Below are 15,222 nucleotides of genomic sequence, written 5' to 3' on the forward strand. Positions count from 1 at the left end.
ATCCGGAATGGGTCACGATCGGCGTTATCGTGCTGTTACCTGTCAGAGATCTTAGCGGGCAGTGATCGACAAGCTACGTTTTCGCTGGACAGGCGGCGACTCCTTCGGATCGGACAAAAGGGATGTCCGTGATCGTTCACGAAGCGTAGTCAGCAGGATGTGACTTAGATCACAGGAACCGAATGGAACCGGGTTGCGTCTAATCCGGCCTGATCCTCACAGGTGATCTTCAGGAAAGCGGCGAAATGCCGGGTCCGGGAAGCGCGAAGCCCCCTGGGACCGGTCTGGCGGACGGTCCCAGGGGGCTTCGCGGAAGAGGGTTTCGGGCCTTACCCGGAGGGCTTTCCGTTACTTGTAGAGCTCTCCGTTCGGACCGACGATCTTGCCGGACCAGACGTTCTTGGCCGCGTTGTACACGGCGGCCGTCTCACCGTCGAAGTACGGCGAGGTGATGTAGTCGACGCGGTCGTTGCCGTCCTGGTCGGCGAAGGTGCTGGTCACGCCGTTGACGTAGCCGAGGCGCTTGGCGTTGTTGTAGTTCAGCAGCCAGGGGCCGCCGTCGTAACCGGGCGTCACGGCGCACTTGAGGCCGATGTGCTCCTCGATCTTCAGCCAGCTCGCGCCCAGGGCCTTCGCCGTCGTGCCGCCGTAGCAGTACTTGGGCGTCACGCCGCTGTACGGCCGGCTGCCGTCGGGGTGCGGCGCGGCCGGGTAGCCGAAGGTGCGCACGGGCTTGCCGGTGGGCTGGTTCCAGGCGAAGCCCTGGCCGCCGACGTTGTCGCCGAGGCGGCCCGCGTCCTTCGACAGCAGGATGTAGTACCGACCGCCCCAGGAGCGCTTGGGGCCGGTGAAACGCTCGAAGTCCTTGCGGTCCACCTGCTTGACGCCGTTGAACTGGATGCCGTTGTAGACGGTGACGAACGCGTAGTCGCGGTCGTAGTCCTCGTAGGCGTCGAAGTCGTAGTGGGTGAAGGCCTGCTTGCCGACGTAGATGCCCCACGGGGCCTTGCCCTGGTAGTAGCCCGGGACGAAGACCCAGTTGTCGAGCACCGCCTTGTTGCTCTCGGTGTCGTAGACGCAGTGGCCCGCGGTGGCGACCAGGTTGCGGTAGTTCGACTGGATCGAGGTGGCCGAGCACCAGCGGAACTTGCCGGAACCGTCCACGAAGAAGACCTTGCCGATGGTCTTGGGGAGGTTCACGTTCTGGGAGTTGCCGGACGGGCGGCTCTCGCCGGTGGGGGCCGTGGTGCCGGGGGAGCCGTCGGGCGTGTATCCGCCCTTGGAGACCAGCTTCCTGACCTCGTTCGAGTCCCAGGTGTACTGCGTCGCGGCGCGGAGCGCGGCGCCGTTCGAGGCGATCCAGAAGGACGCGACGGAGGCGGCCTCGGCGGTGTTGCCGGCCATCGGGTCGTGCGTGACGTCCCCGTCGGCCTGGGCGGCGCCCGTCATGCCGGCGGCGAGGAGGCCGGTGGCCAGGAGGGCGCCGCCGGCGGGGAGAAGGATTCGCTTCAAGGTGACTCCAGGTTGCGCTGACGTGGGGGCTCCAGGCCCCCGGAACTCAGCAAAATGGACAAGCCTGGAACCTACAGCGCTGACTGTGATCACGTGAAATTCCGGATCTGGGAAGTCAAGGGGGGCGGCCGGGTCGTGATCGTTCTGAGATCGACGGAGCCCCTGATCGCCCAGCGCGACGAAGGAGTCGCTTATGAGTTAGGTCACATTTGCGGGGGTGGTCTGCGCCGCCGCCCGCTTGTAGACCTCGCCGGTCAGCGTGTCGAAGTACGGCGAGGACACCGCGTCGTACGCCCCCTTGGCGTCGCGGTTCCAGGTCAGGCTGTTGACGCCGCTGAGGCCGCCGAGCCGCCGGTTCTGGTCGTAGTCGATGAGCCAGGGGCCGCCGCTCGCGCCCGGACTGAAGTCGCACGGCTGGAGCTGGACGCCCTTCTGCAGGTCGCGGCTCGGGGCGACGGTCCAGCGCGTCGTGCCCTGGCAGGTGCGCAGCACCTTGCCGTCGAACGGGCGGGTGCCGTCCGGCTGCGCGCCGGCCGGGTAGCCGAAGGCGGCGACCGTGTACGTGGACGGCTTCCTGTTGAGCTCCAGACCCTGGCCGCCGACGTTGTCCTGGAGCCGGCCGACGTCCTGCATGACGTAGTGGCCGTCCTTGCCGGCCCAGACGAAGCCGCGGTGGACGGTCACGAAGGCGTAGTCGTAGTCGTAGTCGCCCTTGCCCGGCCAGTCCTCGTGCATGCTGATCGAGGCGCCGACGTAGATGCCGTCGGGCGTCTCACCGGTGGGCCCCGGGTTGGGAACGAAGATCCAGTACTCGGCGGGCCTGCCCTGCTGCGGGTCGTACGCGCAGTGGCCGGCGGTGGCGACGACGCTGCGGTTCTTCGCGGCGACGGCGCTGGCCGAGCACCAGTACTCCTTGCCGCCGAAGCGGAAGAAGACCTTGCCCATCGTCTTGGCGGCGCCGCCGTTGCGCGGGGCGGTGGCGGTGACGTCCTGGAGGAGGGCGTACTGCTGGCGCGTGACCGACGAGCGCGCGGTCGGGCCGGCGGTGGCGGCGGCCGAGGACGTGGGCGCGGCCCCCGAGCCGGGTGTGGCGGGGCTGTAGCTGTCGGCCTTCTTGAGCCGGTCGGGCATCCAGTAGTCGGCGACCTTCTTCACGTCCGCCGCGGTCTTGGCGAGGGAGACGGAGAACACCCTGCCGGCGGCCGCCGCGGTCCCCGCGAACACGGGCAGCACGAGCAGCGCGCTGAGCGCGGCTGCCAGCAGATGCCTGGTCCGGGGGATCATGAAAATGCCTTTCTTGGGGTCGTAAGGGTGGATTTTTCCAGATGTAGACCCCGTATTGCAGCTTGGATGGTGATTCGTTACCTGATCAAGGCTGCCGACCGTGCTATAAGGCGGACGTCAGCCGATGTGTCCTGATACGCCGGAAATGATCAGGCGTGTTGGTTGTTGCCGCAGGTCAGGGGGCTGATGGACGCTGCTGGCATGCGACGAATTCTGTGTCTCGCCGCGCTTTCCTGCGCGGCTTTCGCGGCCACGCCAGTGGCGTACGCCACGCCGTCGCCGCCCGATGTGCCGAGGTTCCACAAAAGGTTTTTCGTGATCACGGTAGGCGACAGGTACGGCCTGCTGGTCTGCGGACCGGCCCCGACGAGCCCTGCGGCGTGCGCCGCGCTGGAGCGGGTGGGCGGCGATCCGGCCCTGCTCGCCCGGCGCCCCGACGCCTCCTGCACGATGGAGTACGCGCCGGTGAAGGTGACCGCCAGGGGCGTCTGGGACGGCGTCCGCCGCCGCTACACGCACACCTTCCCGAACGCCTGCGAACTGGCCGTCACCGGCGGCTCCGTCTTCAGCGTCTGACGGCCGGAGGTCCCGGTCCTCTGCCGGCCGGGGGCCGGCGGGAAGGCCGCTGATCGCCGCTGATTCCTCCGCAGGGGCTTGCGGGGGTGGCGTCTGCTCCGCTGAACTGGGGGAGGCGCGTGGGCCGTCCTGACTCGGCCGGGACCGCGCGGGATCGCGGGGGTGCGGTGGCCGACCGGTTCGACGTCATCGAGGCAGGCGGACGCAGGCGCCGCCGGTGGATCGGTGTGGCGGTGGTGGCCGCCCTCCTGGTGGTCCCCGCCGTCAGTCTGCTGCTCAGCCGCGACCCCGGCCCGCCGCCGCCCGTTCCCGCGTCCACGTCCCGGCCGGTGGCGACGCCCGTCGCCGCCGACGACACCCCCAACGCCGTCCACCCGCGCGCCGTCCGCAAGGGCGGGGACGAGGTGATCGAGGTGGTGTTCCCCGACGGGCGGCGGGCCGAGGTGCGCTACCCGGCCGAGCTGGCCCTCGCCGGCCTCGGCGTGCGGCCGTTCCAGGGCGTCTGGGTGGACGGGCAGTACCGGCCGCTGACCGCGCCGTACAGCGTGGCCGCGGAGGTCGGCAGGGGCGGCAGGCCGCTCAGGACCTTGACCCCGAACGTCGCCCTCTGGCCCCCGCCGCCCAGTGGCGTGTCGAGGGGCGACGTGCTGCTGTTCACGTTCGGCCCGTGGCGGGTGGCCCTGCCCGACCAGCCGGTGGCGCTCACCTTCGAGCAGCGCCTGGCGGCGGCCGAGGGGCTGCGCGGCACGGTCACCGAGGACGGCTACCTGGTGCTGTCGGCCAGGGGCGCGGTCCGGCTGGCGCGGCCGGGCGAGACCCTGGCGGGCCTGAGCGTCGGGCCGCAGCTCTGGTTCGGCGGGGGTGCGGGCCCCCTGCTGGTGTTCACGCAGGCGCCGCACTGCCGCGCGGGCCAGGCCGCGCCTTCGGCGGTCCTCAGCCGGACGCAGCCGTCCGGCGCGGTCTGCCGCGACGGTGTGCAGATCGCCGTCTCGAGCTCCGAGGAGTTCCGCGGCAAGGCGCTCGACGGGATCCGGATCACGCTGAAGTAAGGTGCGGCCATGTTCGCCGTAACCGCCACACAGACCGATCCCGACAATCCACTCGCCGGGCTCACGCTCGGCGAGCACCCGGAGCCCGAGGCCAAGGACGGCTGGACCACCGTCTCCGTACGGGCGGCCGCGCTCAACCATCACGACCTGTGGACGCTCAAGGGCGTCGGCATCCGGCAGGACCGCCTGCCGATCGTGCTCGGCTGCGACGCGGCAGGCGTGGACGAGGACGGCAACGACGTCATCGTCCACTCCGTGATCGGCACGGGCGCCGACGAGACGCTCGACCCGAAGCGCAGCCTGCTGTCGGAGATCCACGACGGGACGTTCGCCGAGCGCGTGGCGGTGCCGCGCCGCAACCTCGTCCCCAAGCCAGCCGCGCTCAGCTTCGAGCAGGCGGCGTGCCTGCCGACGGCGTGGCTGACCGCGTACCGGATGCTGTTCGACAAGGCGGGGCTCGAACCCGGCTCGACCGTGCTCGTGCAGGGCGCGGGCGGCGGCGTCGCCACCGCGCTCATCGCGCTCGGCCGCGCGGGCGGCTACCGGATGTGGGCGACCAGCCGGTCGGAGGAGAAGCGGGAGCGGGCCAGGAGCCTGGGCGCGGACCAGGTGTTCGAGCCGGGCGCACGGCTGCCGGAACGCGTGGACGCCGTCATGGAGACCGTGGGGCAGGCCACCTGGGACCACTCGCTCAAGTCGCTCAAGCCGGGCGGACGGATCGTCGTGTCGGGCGCGACGAGCGGCGCCGTGCCGCCCGCCGACCTGAACCGGGTCTTCTTCCTGCAGCTCTCGGTGGTCGGCTCGACGATGGGGACGCGCGACCAGCTCCAGCGGCTGGCGGTGTTCCTGGAGCAGACCGGGCTGCGCCCCGTGATCGACAGGACGCTGCCGCTACGCGAGGCGCGGGACGGCTTCGCCGCCATGGCGGAGGGCGACCTCTTCGGGAAGATCGTCTTCACCGTCTGACGGCCGGCGGCGGGCCTGCCGCACGCCGCGGTTCCGGGTGGTACGGACGGATGAGGGCCGTATCACCCGGGCGACGGCATCAGGGAGGGGCGGCGTCACGGAGAGGTGGCGTCACCGAGGGGCGGCGCACCTACGGCAGGGGGGTGGCGTTCACCGCAGGCCGGGCGGACGTCGCCGCCGTCAGTCCTCCAGGATGCGGCGGACGTCCTCGGCCGCCCGGTCGAGCGTGCGGCGCAGCTCGGCCAGCTTCTCCGGCGTGAGCGGGGCGCCGGACGCCTCCTGGCGGGCCTGCGCGACGAAGTCGGCCAGCAGCTCGCCCAGCTCGGCGTCCAGATCGGCACGGTTCGGGGGCGCGCCGCCCATCGTGGCCCAGATCTCCGTCCAGATCCTGCGCCACTCGCCGGCCAGCCGCTCGCTCTCGCCCTGCCAGTGGTAGGCGTGGTCCATCCACTGCCGCTTCTGCTGCTCCTTGAGCCGCTTGAAGTCCTCCCGCTGCTTGGCGTGCATCCGCTTGACGTCCTCGCGGCTGCCGGTGCGGACGTCCTTGGCCATCCTGGTCAGCTCCTCGCGGAGCGACTTGACCGTGTCGCGGACGTCCTCCTTCACCTCGCGGGCGATGTCGCGGACCGAGGCGGAGATCTCCTGCTCCAGGTCGTCGAGCTCGTCGAGGCGCGCGTTCAGCTCCTCGCGGCCCTTGTCCGTGATCGAGAAGACCTTCTTGCCGTCGATCACCTCGTGCGTCACCAGGCCCTCCTCCTCCAGGCGGGCCAGGCGCGGGTAGATCGTGCCGGGGGAGGGCGAGTAGACGCCGAGGAAACGGTCCTGCAGCAGCCTGATCACCTCGTACCCGTGCTTGGGGCTCTCCTCCAGCAGCTTGAGCAGGTACAGCCGGAGCCGGCCGTGACCGAAGACTGGGCTCATTCCTTCTCCCCCCTGAGCAGCGCGACCTTGCCGGAGACCGTGGTCGCCGACAGCGAGGCCATGCCGCCGCCGAGCCTGCCGGACAGCGACTTCGCGCCGGGCCTGCTGCTGTCGATCAGTTCGTCGAACGTGCTGACCAGCCTGCCTGAGGTGGACCGCACGGCGACGTCCGCGTCCACGTCCTCCTGCAGTCTGACCAGGATGGCACCGGAGACGCTGTTCAACGTCACATGTCCGGTGGGTCGCAGCGTCAGGTCGGCGGTGATCCGGCCCGACACCGTGTTGGCCCGCAGCCGGCGCGGCACGCCGTCGGCCACGGTCAGGTCGCCCGAGACGCTCTTGAAGGCGAGGTCGCCCTCCATGGCGCGGCTCTCGACGGCCCCGGAGACCGTCGTCGCCGACACGTCGCCGCTGACGCCGTCGAGCACGATCTCGCCGGACACGCTCCTGACCTGAGTGGTCCGCTCGAACCCGGCCACGACGGCGGGCGCGGACACCACGCCGGCGTTGACCGTGCAGTGCTTGGGCACCGTGAGGGTGACCACCGTCCTGCGTCGGTCGCGCCGCAGCCAGCCCAGCAGGCCGTCCCAGGAGAGGTCCTTGTAGGTGATGGTCAGCTCGCCGGTGTCCTCGTCGTACGCGACCATCAGCGGGGACGCCGACTCGATCTCGGCCACCTCCAGAGTGGGCGGGCCGTCGCTGGCGAGCACCGCCAGGCGGCCCGCGACGATGCGCACGTCGAGGGAGTCGACCGGGCCGAACGTCAGCCGTTCGGGCTCCTTGATCGTCCACTGCTGCATGATCCCGCCCTCTCGTGTCAGACGACTCTCGTACAAGACACGATATGTCGCGTTTCGCGATTACTCAAGATGTATCGCGTTTTAGACTACTGGGCAGGGCTCTGGCATGGTGAACGGGCTGTCACGGGCGCTGGGAGGACGCGCGGGAGGGCTCGGCAGGCCGGCACGTCCGGCTCGGTGCGATGGCTCGCCACCACGCCTGGACGCACCCCTGATCAGGCGTTGCCGTTACCGGAGAGGGGGCTGTGCCCAGGGGCCTCAGGACCGGGGCCGGGCCCGTCGTGGGCGGTGGCTTCGGATGGTCGGCGAGCGCCCGGCCGACGCCCGGCGGGGCCGCCGGGCGCGGCTTCGGCCGGTTTACTCGTCCTCGTCGTCGAGCCGGGCCAGCCAGGTGGCGAGCCGCTCGACCGGCGTCTCGAACTCCGGGTTCAGATCGACGAACTCACGCAGGCGCTCGCCCAGCCACAGGAGGCTGACCTCCTCCTCGCCGCGCCGCTCGACCAGCTCCTCGATCCCCCGATCCGTGAAATACATGTGCACACTCTAGCCGGGCCGACGACCCCCTCCCGCCGCACCACCGGGGGTCCTCCCGGGGGCGGCTACGGGCCGACGACCCCCTCCCGCCGCACCACCGGGGGTCCTTCCGGGGGGCGGCTACGGGCCGACGACCCCCTCCCGCCGCACCACCAGGGGTCCTTCCGGGGGGCTACGGGGTGACGAACCCCTCCCGCCGTGAAGGCGTCGGTCGTCTCTTGGAAACGGAAGGCCCCTCGCCCTGGGCGGGCGAGGGGCCTGAGGGAGGTCCTGGGTCAGCTGAAGAGCTGCGACAGGATCTCCTCCAGCTCCGTGTCGTGGGAGTTGTGCGAACCCGTCGCGGGCGAGCTGTTCGGGGTGCGCGAGACGCGGCGGAGCGGGCGGCCGCCCAGCGTCTGCGGGTCCTCGGCCAGCTTCAGCGTCAGGTACGGCCACGGGCCCATGTTGACCGGCTCGTCCTGCGCCCAGACCAGCTCCGCCTGCGGGCTGAAGCGCGACAGCGCCGCGGCCAGCTCGTCGGCGGGGAACGGGTACAGGCGCTCCAGACGGACGATCGCGACGTCCTCGCGGCCCAGCTTCTCCCGCTGCGCGGCGATCTCGTAGTAGACCTTGCCCGAGCAGAGGATGACCTTGGTGACCTTCGACGGGTCGGCCGTCGTGTCGCCGAGGACCGGCTGGAAGGTGCCCGAGGTGAAGTCGGACGCCTTGGACGTGGCCGCCTTGTGGCGCAGCAGCCACTTCGGCGTGAAGACCACCAGCGGCTTGTGCCGGCCGGACTGCACCTGCCAGCGCAGCAGGTGGAAGTAGTTGGCCGGGGTGCTGGGCTGCGCCACCGTCATGTTGTCGAGGGCGCAGATCTGCAGGAACCGCTCGATGCGGGCCGAGGAGTGGTCGGGGCCCTGGCCCTCGAAGCCGTGCGGCAGCAGCAGCACGACGGACGACTTCTGGCCCCACTTCTGCTCACCGGACGAGATGAACTCGTCGATGATCGTCTGGGCGCCGTTGACGAAGTCGCCGAACTGCGCCTCCCAGCAGACCAGGGCGTCGGGACGCACGACGCTGTAGCCGTATTCGAAGCCGAGCGCCGCGAACTCGCTCAGCAGCGAGTCGTAGACGTAGAACTTCGTGGTGCCGTTGTTGAACGCCTTCAGCGGCGTGTGGTCGGCGCCGGTGAGGCGGTCGACCAGCACCGCGTGCCGCTGGGTGAACGTGCCGCGCCGGGAGTCCTGGCCGACGAGCCTGACCGGGTGGCCGTCGATGAGCAGCGAGCCGAAGGCGAGGGTCTCGCCCATGGCCCAGTCGATGGAGTCCTGCTCGACCATCTGGCCGCGGCGCTGCAGCACGGGCGCCAGGCGCGGGTGCGGCGTGAAGCCGTCGGGCAGGTTGAGCTGGGTGTCGACGATGCGCTTGAGCGTCTCGTCGGTGATGGCCGTGGGCGTGCTGTCGTGCGACCACTTGACGACCTCGGTGTGCGGCACGCGCATCGCGCCCGCCTCCAGCGGCTTCTTGGCCGCCTCGCGCACCTCGGTGAACGCCTGCTCCAGCTTGGCCTGGTAGTCGCGCAGCGCCGACTCGGCCTCCTCGACCGTGATGTCGCCACGGCCGATCAGCGCCTCGGTGTAGAGCTTGCGCGTGGAGCGCTTGGCGTCGATCAGGTCGTACATCAGCGGCTGGGTGAAGGCGGGGTTGTCGCCCTCGTTGTGGCCGCGGCGGCGGTAGCAGATGAGGTCGATGACGACGTCCTTGCGGAACGCCTGGCGGTACTCGTAGGCGAGCTTGCCGACGCGGACCACGGCCTCGGGGTCGTCGCCGTTGACGTGGAAGATCGGCGCCTGGATCATCCGCGCGACGTCGGTGGCGTACACCGACGAACGGGACGAGGCGGGCGAGGTGGTGAAGCCGACCTGGTTGTTGACCACGACGTGGACGGTGCCGCCGGTGCGGTAGCCGCGCAGCTGCGACAGGTTGAGCGTCTCGGCAACGACGCCCTGGCCGGCGAAGGCCGCGTCGCCGTGGATCAGCACGGGAAGGACGGTGAAGCCCTCCTCGCCGCGCTCCAGGAGGTCCTGCTTGGCGCGGACGACGCCTTCGAGGACGGGGTCGACCGCTTCGAGGTGCGACGGGTTGGCGACCACGGACGCGGTGATGGTGGTGCCGCTCGGCGCGGTGAACGTGCCCGACGCGCCGAGGTGGTACTTCACGTCGCCGGAGCCGTGCGCCGTGCGCGGGTCGATGTTGCCCTCGAACTCGCCGAAGATCTGCGCGTACGACTTGCCGACGATGTTGGCGAGCACGTTGAGCCGGCCGCGGTGCGCCATGCCGATGACGACCTCGTCGAGGTGCTCGTCGGCGGCGCTGCTGATCACGGAGTCGAGCAGCGGGATGAGGGACTCGCCGCCCTCCAGGGAGAAGCGCTTCTGGCCGACGAACTTCGTCTGCAGGAACGTCTCGAACGCCTCGGCCGTGTTGAGCCTGCTCAGGATGTTGAGCTGCTCGTCGCGGGCGGGGGAGGCGTGCGGCTTCTCCACCCGCGCCTGGATCCAGGCCCGCTCCTCGGGGTTCTGGATGTGCATGTACTCGATGCCGACGGTGCGGCAGTACGAGTCGCGCAGCACGCCGAGGATCTCGCGCAGCCTCATCAGCGCGCGCCCGCCGAAGCCGCCGGTGGCGAACTCGCGCTCGAGGTCCCAGAGGGTCAGGCCGTGGGACTGGATGTCGAGGTCGGGGTGCTTGCGCTGCTTGTACTCGAGCGGGTCGGTCTCGGCCATGAGGTGGCCGCGGACCCGGTAGGCGTGGATGAGCTCGATCACGCGGGCCGACTTGGCCACGTCGTCGTCGTGGGTGGCCGAGATGTCCTGGACCCAGCGGACCGGCTCGTACGGGATCCGCAGCGCCTCGAAGATCTCGTCGTAGAAGCCGTCCTCGCCGAGCAGCAGCCGGTGGATCTGGCGCAGGAAGTCGCCCGACTGGGCGCCCTGGATGATCCGGTGGTCGTAGGTGCTGGTCAGCGTCATGACCTTGGACACGGCCAGGCGCGACAGGGTCTCCGGGGCCGCCCCCTGGTACTCGGCCGGGTACTCCATCGCGCCGACGCCGATGATGGTGCCCTGGCCGGGCATGAGCCGCGGCACGGAGTGGACGGTGCCGATCGTGCCGGGGTTGGTGAGGGAGATGGTGGTGCCGGCGAAGTCGTCGACGCCCAGCTTGCCCGCGCGTGCCTTGCGGACGACGTCCTCGTACGCCATCCAGAACTGGCGGAAGTCCATCTCCTCGGCGCCCTTGATGGACGGCACGAGGAGCTGGCGGTCGCCGTTGCTCTTCTGGACGTCGATGGCGAGGCCGAAGCCGACGTGCTCGGGCTTGACGAGGGTCGGCTTGCCGTCGATCTCCGCGTAGGAGTAGTTCATCTCCGGCATCGCCTTCAGCGCCTTGACGATGGCGAAGCCGATCAAGTGCGTGAAGGAGACCTTGCCGCCGCGCCCCCGCTTGAGGTGATTGTTGATCACGATGCGGTTGTCGATGAGCAGCTTGGCCGGGATGGCGCGGACGCTGGTGGCGGTGGGGACCGCCAGGGACAGGTCCATGTTGGAGGCCGTGCGGGCCGCGGCGCCGCGCAGCCTGACCTCCTCGGCGCCCTTGGGCACCGGGGTGGCGGGCTGCTTCGGCTTCTCGGCCTCGGGCGCCTTCGGCGCCGCCTTGGTCGGAGGCGGGGCGGTCACAGTGCCGTTCCCCGCCTCTCTGGCCGGGGTACGGCCCGGTCCGTAGTCAGGGTTGTAGTCAGCGAAGAAGTTCCACCAAGCCTTGTCAACAGACTCGGGGTCTTGGAGGTACTTCTGGTACAGCTCGTCGACAAGCCACTCGTTCTGACCAAAGCTTGCCAGCGGGTTTGTCCGCGACGACTCAGACGACACGGCGGAAATCGCCCTCTTCCGCAGATCGGCGTTGATGTTAAGAGAACCTGTCCAAGGCTACTCGCCTGGACCGGCGGCGCGTGCCCGTGTGGGCGTGCCGCCTTGAACGATCCTCTCAGGAGACTCCAAAGAGGTCACGTCCCCCTAGTCAATCCAGGTGGTCACCCTCATTATTACTGTTTGATATCAACACCGGGGGCGGAGGTTTATTTCCCGGAAGCGATCACTCGGGTGGCGATCCTGACGTCCGGCGAGAGCCGTGTCAGCAGGTCGGCGAGCTCCTCTCCGGCCTCCTTCAGCTCCTCCAGCGTCATCGGCTCCAGCCGCTCCAGCAGGAACAGGGCGTTGACCGTCTCCTCGGTGAGCCGGGTGCGCGCCACCTGGCGCCAGTTCCAGCGGCGGCAGGTGACGCCGGTGTCGTCGCGCCAGATCACCTCGCCGGGCTCGGGCGTGCCGAGCGCCTCCTCGGACGCCTCGTCGCCGGCGGCGCGCACGAGCCTGGCCGGGCCGTCGTAGCGGTCGAGGTCCTCGCCGCCGATGGGCAGGGCGTGCCTGACGCTGACCGTGTTGTAGGCGTCGACGACCAGGTTGATCTCCGGCAGGGGCATGCGGCGGGTGAGTGCGTCGACGGAGGGGCGGGTGCGCTGGGGTTTGGCGCCGAAGCCGCGATAGGCGTCCTTCCACGCGTCGATCTTCTCGGGCTGCGGCTCGCACGCGGAGGCGGCGGCCAGCCAGGCGCGGGAGCGGTCGTCGGTGGGGCCGTTGGTGAGGCCGTGCGCGGTCATGGCGAGCACCGCGAAGTCGGGGCGCAGGTCGAAGACGGCGTCGTCCACCCGGATCTCGTCGAGCATCCACCCAGTCTACGAGGCGGGGAGAATCGCAAAATTCCCTTTGCAAAATTCCCCTTGCGGTCTACCGTGAAGGGATGGAGGAAGCGTTCAAGATCGACGATCCGCGGCTGCTGAAGGTCGTCGCGCACCCGCTGCGCGTGCGCCTGCTCGGCCGGCTCAGGGCGCAGGGCCCGGCCACGGCCAGCGAGCTGGGCCGCGCGGTGGGCGAGAGCTCCGGCCTGACCAGCTACCACCTGCGCGAGCTGGCCAAGCACGGCTTCATCGAGGAGGACCCCGAGCAGCGCGACGGGCGCGAGCGGCGCTGGCGCGCCCGCCACCGCTACACCTCGTGGGACAACCTGACCCTCGCCGCCTCGCCCGAGGGGCGTGAGGTGCTGAAGGTCATGCACCTGCGCCAGGTGGAGGCCGTCGCGCGCTCCGTCGAGGCGTTCGACGAGAGCGAGTGGCCGCGCGAGGTGGTCGACGCCGTCGGCATGAGCGACCACCTGGTCATGCTGCCGCCCGAGGGGGTGCGCGAGCTCCAGGAGCGCGCCGACGACCTCGTACGGGAGCTCGCCGCCCGCTACGCCGGCGCGGACGGCGCCGAGCAGTACCACGTCTGGGCCGGCGCCTTCCCGTACCCGAAGCACCCTGACCACCCGCAGAAGGAGGAGCAGTGACCGCGCGCTCGGCGTTACGCCGCTACCTGCTCGTCAGCTTCCTGACCTGGCTGCCGCTGGGGCTGATGATGGCCGTGATGGTGCTGCTGATGACGCAGCGGGGCCTCAGCCTGGCCCAGGTCGGCCTGTGCGTGACCCTGTTCTCCGCCGTGACCCTCTGCCTGGAGCTGCCGACGGGCGGGCTCGCCGACGTCGCGGGCCGCAGGACCGTGCTCGCCGTCTCCGCCGGGTTCCTCGCGGCGGCGCTGGCGCTGATGAGCGTGGCGCAGACGGTGTGGGCGTTCGCCGGCGTCGCCGTGCTGAAGGGGGTGGCCAGGGCGCTGTCCACCGGGCCCGCCACCTCCTGGTACGTCGACACGCTGCACGCGATCGAGGGGCCCGACGCCGATCTCAAGCCCGGCCTGGCCAGGGGCGGGGCGATGGAGTCGGCGTCGCTGTGCGTCGGCGTGCTGGTGGGCGGGGTGCTGCCGCTGGTCGCGCCCGGCGGGCCGGTGCCGCCGCTCGCGTTCTCGCCGGCGCTGGGAGCGGTTGCGGCGGTCGCGCTGCTGGTCGTCACCGTCTTCGCCCTCCCCGAGCCGGGCGGACGGCGTCCCGCGGGAGCGCGGCGCGGGGTGGTGGCCGGGCTGCTCAGGGACGTGCCCGCCACCGTGACGGCGGGCCTGCGGCTCGTGGGGGGCCGTCCCGCGCTGCGGCGCCTGATGCTGGCGTCCGCCGCCTCGGGGGTGGTGCTGTGCGTGATCGAGCTGCTCACACCCGGGCGCCTCGCCGAACTGGCGGGGACGGCCGAGGAGGGCAGCCTGGCCTACTCGGTCGTGGCGGCGCTCGGGTTCGCGGGGAGCGCGGCGGGCAGCGCCCTGGCCCCTCGTGTCGCCCGCCTCGCCGCTCCCGCCGCCGCGGCCTCGGCCCGGGGGTCGGTGCGCGGCGCCGTCGTGGGCGTGGTGGTGGCGGCGTCCTCGCTGGGGGCGCTGGCCGCGACGGCGGGGCTCGGGGGCGCGGCCGGGCTGGCCGGCGCGGGGATCGCGTACGTCGTGCTGTTCATGGGGCTCGCGGTGGCGGCGGTGCTGTGCCAGGAGATGACGCACCGGGCGGTCACCGCCGCGCAGCGCACCACCGTCACCTCGACCTCGTCGCTCGCCCTGCAGTCGGGCGCCATCGCGGCGAACCTGGGGTTCGGCGCGCTCGCCACGCAGGCGGGAACGGCCGTCGCGTGGGGGGCCGCCGCGGTGCTGGCGCTGGCCTCGGCGCTGCTGTTCGTGCGGATGCCGGCGCCGGCTCGGGAGCCGGCGCCGGTCAGAGCGTCCAGTCCAGATCCGGTCCGACCGGGACGATCCGGCTCGGATTGAGGTCGGTCTGGGTCATGTAGTAGTGCCGCTTGATGTGGTCGAAGTCCGTGGTGTCGCGGAAGGCCGGGATGGCGTACAGCCGGCGGGCGTAGGCCCACAGGGCCGGGTAGTCGGTCAGCCGCCGCACCGAGCACTTGAAGTGGCTGTAGTAGACGGTGTCGAACCTGGCCAGGGTGGTGTAGAGGCGGACGTCGCTCTCGGTGAGCGTGGAGCCGAAGAGGAACTCCGACCGCGACAGCCGCACCTCCAGCGAGTCGAGCGTGGAGAAGACCCTGGCCACCGCCTCCTCGTACGCCTGCTGGCCGCGCGCGAAGCCGGCCTCGTACACGGCGTTGTTGAGCCCGTGGTAGAGGCGGTCGTTCATGATGTCGATGTCGGGGCGCAGGCGCTCGGGGTAGAGGTCGGGCGAGGCGCCCCAGGTGGTCTCCAGGTCGAGGGTGATGCGCGGGAAGTCGTTGGTGACGATGCGGCCCTCGCGGGTGTCCCAGACGCAGGGGACGGTGTAGCGGCCCTGGTAGCCGGGGTCGGTGGCGTGGTAGAGCTCCGACAGGTACTCGGGGTCTCCGCCGGGGACGCGCCAGCCCTTCTCGTCGCGGATCGGGTCGACGATGACGACGTCGAGGACGTCCTCCAGGCGCAGGAGCGCGCGGACGATGAGGACGCGCTGCGCCCAGGGGCAGGCGTAGGAGGCGTACAGCCGGTAGCGGCCCGGCTCCGGCGGGCCGAGCGGGTCGGTGAAGCGGTTGGGCTGCCGGACGAAACGGCCGTCGTCGGCGATCTCGCGTGCCAGCTTCATGGTCCTAGTAGAACACGATT

Annotated in this window: 13 protein-coding genes; 5 read left to right on the forward strand and 8 right to left on the reverse strand. The window is 70.8% G+C overall.

The genetic code is table 11. The features are described 5' to 3' along the window. Positions 1-348 precede the first annotated feature (348 nt). Complete coding sequence (locus BMX74_RS30785) at positions 349-1,512, reverse strand: trypsin-like serine peptidase (protein ID WP_055505291.1); 1,164 nt, start codon at positions 1,510-1,512, stop codon at positions 349-351. Positions 1,513-1,710: 198 nt separating this feature from the next. Next, positions 1,711-2,796, reverse strand: coding sequence for a trypsin-like serine peptidase (locus tag BMX74_RS30790; protein ID WP_055505290.1), 1,086 nt, complete (start codon positions 2,794-2,796; stop codon positions 1,711-1,713). A 315-nt stretch (positions 2,797-3,111) separates the two neighbouring features. On the opposite strand from BMX74_RS30790, the gene BMX74_RS30795 reads away from it, so the two are divergent. From BMX74_RS30795 to BMX74_RS30805, 3 genes are all read left to right on the forward strand, one after another. Next, positions 3,112-3,372 carry an SSI family serine proteinase inhibitor gene (locus BMX74_RS30795; RefSeq protein ID WP_055505289.1) on the forward strand — a complete coding sequence of 87 codons (261 nt, stop codon included), beginning with the start codon at positions 3,112-3,114 and terminating at the stop codon, positions 3,370-3,372. A gap of 167 nt (positions 3,373-3,539) precedes the next feature. Continuing rightward, positions 3,540-4,421 carry a hypothetical protein gene (locus BMX74_RS30800; protein ID WP_091104127.1) on the forward strand — a complete coding sequence of 294 codons (882 nt, stop codon included), beginning with the start codon at positions 3,540-3,542 and terminating at the stop codon, positions 4,419-4,421. A gap of 9 nt (positions 4,422-4,430) precedes the next feature. After that, positions 4,431-5,387 carry a zinc-binding dehydrogenase gene (locus BMX74_RS30805; RefSeq protein ID WP_055505287.1) on the forward strand — a complete coding sequence of 319 codons (957 nt, stop codon included), beginning with the start codon at positions 4,431-4,433 and terminating at the stop codon, positions 5,385-5,387. Between the two features lie 180 nt (positions 5,388-5,567). Here BMX74_RS30805 and BMX74_RS30810 read toward each other — a convergent pair whose 3' ends face one another. The 5 genes from BMX74_RS30810 to BMX74_RS30830 form a co-directional block, all read right to left on the reverse strand. After that, a complete protein-coding gene (locus BMX74_RS30810; protein WP_055505286.1) occupies positions 5,568-6,308 on the reverse strand; it encodes a PadR family transcriptional regulator in 741 nt (246 codons plus the stop codon). Further along, positions 6,305-7,108 carry a DUF4097 family beta strand repeat-containing protein gene (locus BMX74_RS30815; protein ID WP_055505285.1) on the reverse strand — a complete coding sequence of 268 codons (804 nt, stop codon included), beginning with the start codon at positions 7,106-7,108 and terminating at the stop codon, positions 6,305-6,307. The genes BMX74_RS30810 and BMX74_RS30815 overlap by 4 nt, the downstream gene beginning before the upstream one ends. Positions 7,109-7,465: 357 nt before the next feature. Continuing rightward, positions 7,466-7,642: a DUF6104 family protein gene (locus tag BMX74_RS44425; RefSeq protein WP_091104129.1), complete on the reverse strand. Its 177-nt coding sequence runs from the start codon at positions 7,640-7,642 to the stop codon at positions 7,466-7,468. A 275-nt stretch (positions 7,643-7,917) separates the two neighbouring features. Continuing rightward, positions 7,918-11,553 carry a multifunctional oxoglutarate decarboxylase/oxoglutarate dehydrogenase thiamine pyrophosphate-binding subunit/dihydrolipoyllysine-residue succinyltransferase subunit gene (locus BMX74_RS30825; protein ID WP_055505284.1) on the reverse strand — a complete coding sequence of 1,212 codons (3,636 nt, stop codon included), beginning with the start codon at positions 11,551-11,553 and terminating at the stop codon, positions 7,918-7,920. Positions 11,554-11,759: 206 nt separating this feature from the next. After that, on the reverse strand, positions 11,760-12,404 hold the full coding sequence (locus BMX74_RS30830; RefSeq protein WP_091104130.1) for a B3/B4 domain-containing protein: 645 nt from the start codon (positions 12,402-12,404) through the stop codon (positions 11,760-11,762). Positions 12,405-12,478: 74 nt separating this feature from the next. On the opposite strand from BMX74_RS30830, the gene BMX74_RS45095 reads away from it, so the two are divergent. Beyond that, positions 12,479-13,063, forward strand: a complete 585-nt coding sequence (locus BMX74_RS45095; RefSeq protein ID WP_091104132.1) for a winged helix-turn-helix domain-containing protein — start codon at positions 12,479-12,481, stop codon at positions 13,061-13,063. Further along, entirely contained in the window at positions 13,060-14,406 is a 1,347-nt protein-coding gene (locus BMX74_RS30840) for an MFS transporter (RefSeq protein ID WP_218154101.1), read from the forward strand. The genes BMX74_RS45095 and BMX74_RS30840 overlap by 4 nt, the downstream gene beginning before the upstream one ends. On the opposite strand, the gene BMX74_RS30845 is transcribed toward BMX74_RS30840, so the two are convergent. Beyond that, positions 14,354-15,202 carry a glutathione S-transferase family protein gene (locus BMX74_RS30845; RefSeq protein WP_055505280.1) on the reverse strand — a complete coding sequence of 283 codons (849 nt, stop codon included), beginning with the start codon at positions 15,200-15,202 and terminating at the stop codon, positions 14,354-14,356. The genes BMX74_RS30840 and BMX74_RS30845 overlap by 53 nt on opposite strands. Between the last annotated feature and the right edge of the window lie 20 nt (positions 15,203-15,222).

The organism is Nonomuraea pusilla, assembly GCF_900109355.1.
GTDB classification, from domain to species: Bacteria; Actinomycetota; Actinomycetes; order Streptosporangiales; family Streptosporangiaceae; genus Nonomuraea; species Nonomuraea pusilla.

Bases quoted from the DNA above. Each gene is read 5' to 3' on its own strand.
- BMX74_RS30830 (WP_091104130.1), bottom strand. From the start codon at position 12,404: ATGCTCGACGAGATCCGGGTGGACGACGCCGTCTTCGACCTGCGCCCC.
- BMX74_RS30815 (WP_055505285.1), bottom strand. From the start codon at position 7,108: ATGCAGCAGTGGACGATCAAGGAGCCCGAACGGCTGACGTTCGGCCCG.
- BMX74_RS45095 (WP_091104132.1), top strand. From the start codon at position 12,479: ATGGAGGAAGCGTTCAAGATCGACGATCCGCGGCTGCTGAAGGTCGTC.
- BMX74_RS44425 (WP_091104129.1), bottom strand. From the start codon at position 7,642: ATGTATTTCACGGATCGGGGGATCGAGGAGCTGGTCGAGCGGCGCGGC.
- BMX74_RS30810 (WP_055505286.1), bottom strand. From the start codon at position 6,308: ATGAGCCCAGTCTTCGGTCACGGCCGGCTCCGGCTGTACCTGCTCAAG.
- BMX74_RS30805 (WP_055505287.1), top strand. From the start codon at position 4,431: ATGTTCGCCGTAACCGCCACACAGACCGATCCCGACAATCCACTCGCC.
- BMX74_RS30790 (WP_055505290.1), bottom strand. From the start codon at position 2,796: ATGATCCCCCGGACCAGGCATCTGCTGGCAGCCGCGCTCAGCGCGCTG.
- BMX74_RS30845 (WP_055505280.1), bottom strand. From the start codon at position 15,202: ATGAAGCTGGCACGCGAGATCGCCGACGACGGCCGTTTCGTCCGGCAG.